Below are 6,923 nucleotides of genomic sequence, written 5' to 3' on the forward strand. Positions count from 1 at the left end.
CCTCAATGCAGTAAACGAGCCCTGTCGACGCTGGTTGCTGAACGGCCTGTATTTGCGCTGCTCAAGAAGGCAGTGCAGTTGTGATGTTTGATTGACGATTCAGAGATCGTCCTAATTGGTTTTCGCCGTGGAAGTAACCGCTATGAAAAGTCTGGGTTTCAGCAAGAAGATCCTGCTCGCCGCCGCGTTGATCGTGGTGGTCGCGTTCAGCATGTTCATCGTCATCAATGATTATCGGCAACGTCAATCGCTTAAATCCAGCGTGAAGTCCGAGCTGCAACAGCTGGGCACATTGACGACGCAAAATATCCAGACCTGGCTGGAAAGCCGCATTCAGCTGCTGCAATCGATGTCTCAGCAAATTGCGGTAGACGGCAAAGAGTTGCCACAGTTGCAGCGCGCAATCGGCGTACCGACCTACAGTGACAACTTTCAGCTGAGCTATTTCGGCAGTACCGAAGGCGTGATGTTTTCGGTTCCGTCGGCCAATCGTCCTGCTGACTATGACCCGCGTGCGCGAGGCTGGTACAAGGCGGCGCAGAATGCGACCGGCACCATCGTCACCGAGCCGTATATCGCGGCTTCGTCCGGCAAGCTGGTTATGACTATGGCAACGCCGGTCAAGTACAAGAATGAGTTTGTGGGTGTTGCCGGCGCCGATATTGCCCTGGACAACGTTACAAAGATCATCAATTCGCTGAACTTCGGCGGCCACGGTTATGCGTTTCTGGTCAGTGCCGAAGGCAAGATTCTGGTCCATCCGGACAGCAAACTGGTCCTCAAGAACATTAGCGAAGCCTACCCGGTCAACACCCCTAAAATCAGCACTGGCGTAACCGAGATCGACTCTGGCAACGAGCCGGAAATCATCTCGTTCACTCCGGTACAAGGCGTGCCGTCTGCCAACTGGTACGTGGCGCTGGTGCTTGAACAGGACACGGCCTATGCGATGCTTTCCGAGTTTCGTACCTCGGCCATCACCGCAATGGTGGTGGTCGTGCTGGTTATTATCCTGCTCCTGGGCCTGTTGATCCGTGTGTTGATGCAACCGTTGCACCAGATGGGCCGTGCGATGCGCGACATCGCTGATGGCGAGGGTGACCTTACCAAGCGCCTGGCGATCACCTCGCAGGACGAATTCGGCGCACTGGCAGAATCGTTCAACCACTTCGTCGAACGCATCCATACGTCGATCCGCGAAGTCGCCTCCACGGCGGCGCAACTGGGCGAAGTCGCCACGCGTGTGGTCAAGGTTTCCAACGCATCGATGGGCAACTCCGATCAACAGGCTCATCGCACCGAAAGCGTGGCAGCCGCTATCAACGAACTGGGTGCTGCTGCGCAGGAAATCGCTCAGAACGCTGCGCGCACGTCGCAGCAATCCAGCGATGCCAGCGGGCTGGCCAGTGATGGTCAAAACGTGGTGCAGCAGACCATCAAGGCGATGAACGAGCTGTCCGGCAAGATCAGTGAGTCCTGCGTGAACATCGAGAGGCTGAACGGCAAGACGGCCAACATCGGCCAGATTCTCGAGGTGATTACCAGCATTTCCCAGCAGACCAACCTGCTGGCACTGAACGCGGCTATTGAAGCGGCGCGTGCCGGTGAAGCGGGGCGTGGCTTTGCGGTGGTAGCGGATGAGGTGCGCAACCTGGCGCATCGCACTCAGGACTCCGCGCAACAAGTGCAGAAGATGATCGAAGAGCTGCAGGTCGGTGCTCGTGAAGCGGTGATCAACATGACCGAAAGTCAGCGCCAGAGCGAAGACAGCGTCGGTATCGCCAACCTGGCCGGTGAGCGTCTGGGTAGCGTGACCCGCCGCATCGAAGAGATCAACGGCATGAACCAGTCGGTCGCGGCGGCAACCGAAGAGCAGACCTCGGTGGTCGAGTCGATCAACGTCGACATCACCCACATCAACACCCTCAACCAGCTGGGCGTGGACAACCTGCGCCAGACCCTGGAAGCCTGCAATTCTCTGGAGGAACAAGCTGCCCGGCTACAGCAACTGGTAGGCAGCTTCAGGATCTGATCCAGCTGCTCTCTGCGCCGCTCCATGCCCTGAAGCGGGCGGCGCAGGAGCGGACCCAAGCCCAGTCTGCGGGCACCTAAAAACGTATGTACGCTGAGCGCTGCGTGGGGTGATGCTCTGCATCACACATGGGCGCTTTGCAACACCCTTTGCGACAAACTGTTATCAGCTCGTCACTTGCGGTTCATGAGGCTGCAACAACACAGGTCCAGTTTGGTTGACACCGAATACGACCTGTCCCGGGTCGTGCCAAGACCGAGAAGCCTCATGGACGCAGCCATTCATGTCGAAGGCCTGAACAAGACTTTCTCGCACAAGAGTGCTCTCGTAGACCTCGCGTTGTCTATACAACCTGGCGAAATGGTTGCCTTGATCGGGGCTTCCGGCTCCGGCAAGTCGACGTTGCTGCGCCATCTTGCAGGCCTGGCCTGCTGTGATCGTGGCAATGGCGGTCAGGTCCGTGTGCTGGGCCGCGAGGTTCAGTCTTCGGGCCGTCTCAACAGCCAGGTGCGCCGTTTGCGCGCCGACATTGGCTACATCTTCCAGCAGTTCAACCTGGTCAACCGTCTCAGCGTACTGGACAACGTATTGCTCGGCTGCCTGGGCCGCATGCCACGCTGGCGCGGTAGCCTGGGGCTGTTCAATAGCGAAGAGAAACAGCGAGCCATGGCCGCGCTGGATCGGGTAGGGCTGGCAGACCTTGCCGGGCAGCGTGCCTCGACGTTGTCAGGTGGCCAGCAGCAACGCGTCGCAATCGCCCGTGCACTTACCCAGCGCGCCGAAGTCATTCTGGCGGACGAACCTATCGCCTCGCTGGACCCCGAGTCCGCCCGCAAGGTCATGGAAATCCTCGCCGACATCAATCGCCGCGATGGCAAGACGATCGTGGTCACGCTGCATCAGGTTGATTATGCCGTGCGCTATTGCCCGCGTGCCGTGGCCCTCAAGGGCGGGCGGATCCATTACGACGGCCTGGCCAGCGACCTCAGCAAGACGTTCCTCAACGACCTGTACGGTGCAGACGAGGATGCCAGCCTGATGATTACCGAACGAAGCCGTCGTGTCCGCCAGAAGCCGCGTCTGGCGCTGGCCAAAGTCTGATGACGCTCACCATCAACCGCCGTTGCATCAACCTCATTACCAGGAGAGCTTGCATGTTCAACCGTATCGGTCGCGTCCTCGCGTCTGCCGCCTTGCTGACCGCCTGCTTGCTGGGCACTGCTCATGCAGCAGAAGAGAAAGTCATCAATTTCGGCATCATGTCCACCGAATCGTCGCAGAACCTGAAAAGTATCTGGCAGCCGTTTCTCGATGACATGAGCAAGAAAACCGGCCTCAAGATTAATGCCACCTTCGCCTCGGACTATGCCGGGCTGATTCAGGGCATGCGCTTTAATAAGGTCGATGTGGCCTGGCTGGGCAACAAGGCTGCACTGGAAGCAGTGGACCGCTCCAATGGCGAAATCTTTGCGCAGACGTCGGCGGCCGACGGTGCCCCCGGTTACTGGAGCCTGTTGATTGTGCGCAAGGACAGCCCGATCAACTCGGTCGAGGACATGCTCAAGAATGCCAAAAACCTGACCTTCGGCAACGGTGATCCCAACTCCACGTCGGGTTATCTGGTGCCAGGCTATTACGTATTCGCCAAGAATCACGTAGACGCCTCCACCGCGTTCAAGCGCACGCTCAACTCCAGTCATGAAGTCAATGCACTGAGCGTCGCCAAGGGCCAGCTGGATGTAGCGACGTTCAACACCGAAAGCTGGGATCGCCTGGCCGTGACCCAGCCGGACAAGGTCAAGGAGCTAAAGGTGATCTGGAAGTCGCCGCTTATCCCGTCCGACCCGATGGTCTGGAGCAAGGCTCTGTCGAACGAAAACAAGGTGAAGATTCGTGAGTTTTTCGCCAGTTACGGCGATACCGACGAAGAGAAAGCCGTCCTCAAGAACATGCAACTGGGCAAGTTCCTCCCCTCCAGCGACGACCAGTTGTTGCCGATTCGCCAACTCGAGCTGTTCAAGCAGCGTACTGAAGTTGTCTCCAGTACTACGCTGGACGCGCAGGAGAAAGCCAGCCGCCTCAAGGACATCGACGCGAACCTGAGCAAATTGCAGGAGCGCATCACAGAGTTGAATCAGAAAACCGCAGCCAGTACTGCAGGCTGATATCAGTCTGCCAACAGGAGGTCGTCATGACCACTCACGCTGCATATATCCACCTTGCGGGCAAGCACAACTGGTCAAGGTACCTGGGCTGGGGGCTGCTGCTGGCCGCGCTGGCCTGGGCCTGGCAAGGCGCCGAGATGAACCCGATGGCACTGGTGCGCGACTCGTCGAACATGGCGACCTTTGCTTCGGACTTCTTTCCGCCTGACTTCCGCGAATGGCGCAGCTACCTCAAGGAAATGCTGGTAACCCTCCAGATCGCCCTGTGGGGCACGGCGCTGGCGATTGTCTGTTCGATACCGCTGGGCATTCTCTGCGCCGAAAACATAACACCGTGGTGGGTTCACTTGCCGATACGGCGTTGCATGGATGCGTTTCGCTCGATCAATGAAATGGTCTTCGCCATGTTGTTCGTGGTGGCGGTCGGCCTCGGGCCGTTCGCCGGGGTGCTGGCGTTGTGGATCAGCACCACCGGGGTGCTGGCCAAGCTGTTTGCCGAAGCCGTGGAAGCCATAGAACCCGGGCCGGTCGAGGGCGTGCGTGCCACTGGGGCCAGCGCTTTGCAGGAAGTGATCTATGGCGTCATTCCGCAGGTCATGCCGTTGTGGATCTCCTATGCTCTATACCGTTTCGAATCGAACGTGCGCTCGGCGACGGTAGTGGGGATGGTCGGGGCAGGCGGGATCGGGGTTATTCTCTGGGAAAATATCCGTGCCTTTGCCTTTGTCCAGACCAGCGCCGTGCTGCTGGTCATCATCGTCGTGGTCAGCGCGATCGACATTGTTTCGCAGCGCCTGCGCAAGCAATTCATTTGACTAAAGAGGGGTGTTCCGATGAACACTTTTTTTAAACATGCAGTTGTCTAGACAAGTTACTCCGATGTACCGCGAGCTCGCCAATACATTGCGTGAAGAGCTGGGCACTTATCAGCCTGGCGACTTTCTACCGGCCGAATTTCAACTGGCTGAGCGCTTCAGTGTCAATCGTCACACCATCCGCCGTGCGGTCGATGAGCTGGTGCGCGAGGGCAGCGTCTTGCGCCGCCAGGGCAAGGGCACTCAAGTGCTGGAGCGCCCGTTGATTTATCCGGTGCAGGCCGACAGCGCCTACAGCAAGTCATGGTCGGCGCAGGGCCTGGGAGTGGAGGCGATTCTGCTGCAACGCCGCGAATGCCAGGCGACGCGTGAAGATGCCCTGCATCTGGGGCTGGAAGAACATGCGCCGCTGATCGAACTGCAGACCCTGCGCAAGCTGGACGGGCAGGCAGTCAGCCTGATTTTTCACCGCTACAGCGCCCGCTACAGCGGGTTGCTGGCCGATTATCACGGAGGTTCGGTGCGTCAGTATCTGGCCGAGCGCGAGCTGCCGTTGAGCCGTGTGCAAAGCCTGATTGGCGCGCGCCTGCCATCCCGTGAAGAGGCCGGGCTGCTGCTGATGCCCCGGCATATGCCTGCGCTGACGGTGCTGACGGTTTCCTCTGATGCCTCCGGGCAAGCTGTGGAGCTTTCCAGATCCGTGAGCCGCGCTGACCGTTTCCAGTATCAAGTCACGACCCCAGTGGCGACTCCCATAAAGACGACCTGACACCGAGGTGTTCCATGCAGACAACTCCTGAAACAGCTGCGCGTCAGCGCTGGATGGGCGTACTGGCCCGCGCCCACGTCGACGAGCTGGGCCGCGAACAGTTCAACCGTCACGAAGCGGCATTGCGTGATGCCGACTACCAGATGATCCGCGCCCCTGAAATCGGCATGACGCTAGTGCGCGGGCGTATGGGGGGGACTGGCTCGGCCTTCAATCTGGGCGAGATGAGTGTCACGCGCTGCGTGGTTCGCCTGGCCGACGGCCGCACTGGCTACAGCTATCTGGCAGGACGCGACAAGCGACATGCAGAGCTGGCTGCCCTGGCCGACGCGCATCTGCAGGGCGCGCAGCAGGCTTGGTGGCTGACCGAACTGATCGAGCCCCTGGTGCGTGCGCAAGCCGAGTGCCGGGCGCGCAAGGACGCTGAAACCGCTGCGACCAAAGTGGAATTCTTTACCCTGGTCCGAGGAGAAGACTGATGAATGCCGTTCTGTTGCAACCCGCTTTCACTGACCCCGTACTCGATGCGCAGCGCAGTTTCCGGGTGGCGCTCAAGGCGCTCGCCGGCCCAGGCGTGATTCAGGCCTTGCCCGCGCGGCATCAGCCGCCTGCATTGCAGGGGCTGGACGCCGCGACCCACGCCTTGTGCCTGACCTTGCTGGACCTGGATACGCCTGTCTGGCTGGCGTCGGCGTTCGATACGCCGGCGATTCGCGCGAACCTTTCGTTTCATTGCGGCAGCCCGATTGTTGCTGATCGAAAAGCTGCGCGCTTTGCGTTGCTCGATGGGCCAGCAGCTCAGGACCTTGAAGGTTTTGACACGGGCAATGATCGTTACCCGGATCAGTCCTGCACGCTGCTTATCCAGTTGCCGAGCCTTGAGGGCGGGCCTGAAATGAGCTGTGTCGGCCCGGGCATCGAGCGTCAGAACAGCGTGAAGTTACCGCTCGACGAGCGATTCTGGAACGAACGCGAATCGCGCAACGAATTTCCGTGCGGGCTGGATATGTTCTTCGTATCGGGCAATCAAATGCTCGGTTTGCCACGCAGCACCCGCGTGCAGGAGTGTGCCTGATGTACGTTGCCGTGAAGGGTGGCGAACAGGCCATCGATAATGCCCACCGCCTGCTGGCCAGCAGGCG

At 59.5% G+C, this 6,923-nt stretch carries 7 protein-coding genes and 1 pseudogene; all 8 read left to right on the forward strand.

Annotation, left to right across the window (positions count from 1 at the left end; translation table 11 throughout):
• Positions 1 to 211: 211 nt before the first annotated feature.
• Positions 212 to 1,174: pseudogene (locus ALO43_RS32235) on the forward strand (HAMP domain-containing protein); the annotation flags it as partial.
• 93 nt (positions 1,175 to 1,267) lie between these two features.
• Positions 1,268 to 2,032 (forward strand): methyl-accepting chemotaxis protein, encoded by a 765-nt coding sequence (locus tag ALO43_RS32240; protein WP_412778930.1) that lies wholly within the window; start codon positions 1,268 to 1,270, stop codon positions 2,030 to 2,032.
• Between the two features lie 267 nt (positions 2,033 to 2,299).
• The gene (gene phnC, locus ALO43_RS23720) at positions 2,300 to 3,133 is read left to right on the forward strand and encodes a phosphonate ABC transporter ATP-binding protein (RefSeq protein ID WP_054998168.1); all 834 of its coding nucleotides are present in this window, start codon (positions 2,300 to 2,302) and stop codon (positions 3,131 to 3,133) included.
• Positions 3,134 to 3,186: 53 nt separating this feature from the next.
• Entirely contained in the window at positions 3,187 to 4,197 is a 1,011-nt protein-coding gene (gene phnD, locus ALO43_RS23725) for a phosphonate ABC transporter substrate-binding protein (protein ID WP_054998169.1), read from the forward strand.
• Positions 4,198 to 4,223: 26 nt separating this feature from the next.
• Positions 4,224 to 5,012, forward strand: coding sequence for a phosphonate ABC transporter, permease protein PhnE (gene phnE, locus ALO43_RS23730; protein WP_024689862.1), 789 nt, complete (start codon positions 4,224 to 4,226; stop codon positions 5,010 to 5,012).
• Between the two features lie 37 nt (positions 5,013 to 5,049).
• A complete protein-coding gene (phnF, locus tag ALO43_RS23735) occupies positions 5,050 to 5,781 on the forward strand; it encodes a phosphonate metabolism transcriptional regulator PhnF (protein WP_053480803.1) in 732 nt (243 codons plus the stop codon).
• Positions 5,782 to 5,795: 14 nt separating this feature from the next.
• Positions 5,796 to 6,260 carry a phosphonate C-P lyase system protein PhnG gene (gene phnG / locus ALO43_RS23740; RefSeq protein WP_054998170.1) on the forward strand — a complete coding sequence of 155 codons (465 nt, stop codon included), beginning with the start codon at positions 5,796 to 5,798 and terminating at the stop codon, positions 6,258 to 6,260.
• Complete coding sequence (phnH, locus tag ALO43_RS23745) at positions 6,260 to 6,856, forward strand: phosphonate C-P lyase system protein PhnH (protein WP_054998171.1); 597 nt, start codon at positions 6,260 to 6,262, stop codon at positions 6,854 to 6,856. Before phnG ends, phnH begins: the two co-directional genes overlap by 1 nt.
• Positions 6,857 to 6,923: the final 67 nt, after the last annotated feature.

The sequence above is a fragment of the Pseudomonas tremae genome (assembly GCF_001401155.1).
GTDB lineage: Bacteria > Pseudomonadota > Gammaproteobacteria > Pseudomonadales > Pseudomonadaceae > Aquipseudomonas > Aquipseudomonas tremae.